The organism is Hymenobacter agri (assembly GCF_054778495.1).
This window is the reverse complement of sequence record NZ_BAAGZM010000916.1, coordinates 1-1,225: the sequence shown is the minus strand read 5'-3', so window position 1 is coordinate 1,225 and position 1,225 is coordinate 1. Positions and strand designations below refer to the sequence as shown.

At 60.8% G+C, this 1,225-nt stretch carries 3 protein-coding genes; all 3 read left to right on the top strand.

Going from position 1 to position 1,225, the window contains the following annotated elements:
* The coding region (locus tag ACYVDE_RS23350) for a DegT/DnrJ/EryC1/StrS family aminotransferase (RefSeq protein WP_460503923.1) at positions 1 to 359 on the top strand (359 nt) is incomplete at its 5' end.
* Between the two features lie 84 nt (positions 360 to 443).
* A complete protein-coding gene (locus tag ACYVDE_RS23345; protein WP_460503922.1) occupies positions 444 to 1,100 on the top strand; it encodes a pseudaminic acid biosynthesis-associated methylase in 657 nt (218 codons plus the stop codon).
* Positions 1,101 to 1,108: 8 nt separating this feature from the next.
* Positions 1,109 to 1,225: cytidylyltransferase domain-containing protein (locus ACYVDE_RS23340; protein WP_460503924.1), on the top strand; the 117-nt coding region annotated here is incomplete at its 3' end.

The window sequence follows — 1,225 nt, the reverse complement described above, 5'->3', positions numbered from 1 at the left end:
TGGCCCGCCGCCGCCAGCTCGCCGCCCAGTACGATGCCGCCTTTGCTAACCTGCCGGGCCTCACGGTGCTGGCCCCCGGCCGCCCCGGCCACGCCTACCACCTCTACATCATCGAAGTGGCCGACCGTAAGGGGCTCTACGACTTCCTCAAAACCAAGCAGATATTCGCGCAGGTTCACTACATCCCGGTGCACCGCATGCCCTACTACGAGGACCTGGGCTGGCACGCCGGCGATTTCCCACTGGCCGAAACCTACTACGCGCACTGCCTCAGCATCCCGCTCTTCCCGACGCTGACGGATGAGGAGCAGGCGTACGTGGTGGCGTGCATTGCAGAATTTTTGAGTGTTGAGGGTTGAATGTTGAGTTGGCTAACGTTTCAAAAGGAGGCCGCTGAACAATCAATTCAACACTCAACCCTCAACATTCAACACTTCCCAACCTTGCAGCACACCCAACAAGAAGACTTCTGGGCCGGCGACTTCGGCCGCGAATACACCGACCGCAACTCCCGCCCGCTCGATGAGTGGAACGAGTTTTACCGCAGCATCTACGGCCACACCAAGCTGGAAATGAACGCCGAATTCATCGGCGAGCTGCCCCGCGAGGCCCGCATTTTGGAAGTGGGCTGCAACACCGGCATGCAGCTGGTGGGCTTGCAGGCCATGGGGTTCCAGAACCTGTACGGCATCGAACTGCAAGCTTACGCCGTGGAGAAAGCCCGCGAGTTCGTGCGCGGCGTGAACATCCTGCAGGGCAGCGGCTTCGATTTGCCTTTCAAGGACAACTACTTCGACTTGGTGTGCACCAACGGCGTGCTCATCCACATCGCGCCCAAGGACCTGCCGCGCATCATGGGCGAAATGGTACGCACTTCGAAGCGCTACATCATGGGCTACGAATACTTCGCCTCCGACACCACGGCCATCAACTACCGCGGCAACGAGGGCTTCCTGTGGAAGACCGATTTCGCCCGCGTGTTTCTGGAAAACCACCCCGAGCTGCGCTTGGTGAAGCAGCACCTCTACCCCTACATCAACGACGCTGAGCGCGGCAACCAGGACGTGATGTTCCTGCTGGAGAAGGTGCAGCCCGAATAGTTGAACGCATGAAAACCGCCGGAATTATCTCGCAGGTGCGCATGGGCAGCACGCGGCTGCCGGGCAAAGTGCTGCTACCGGCCGCCGGCCGCCCGCTGCTCGACTACCACGTGGCGCGCCTGGCC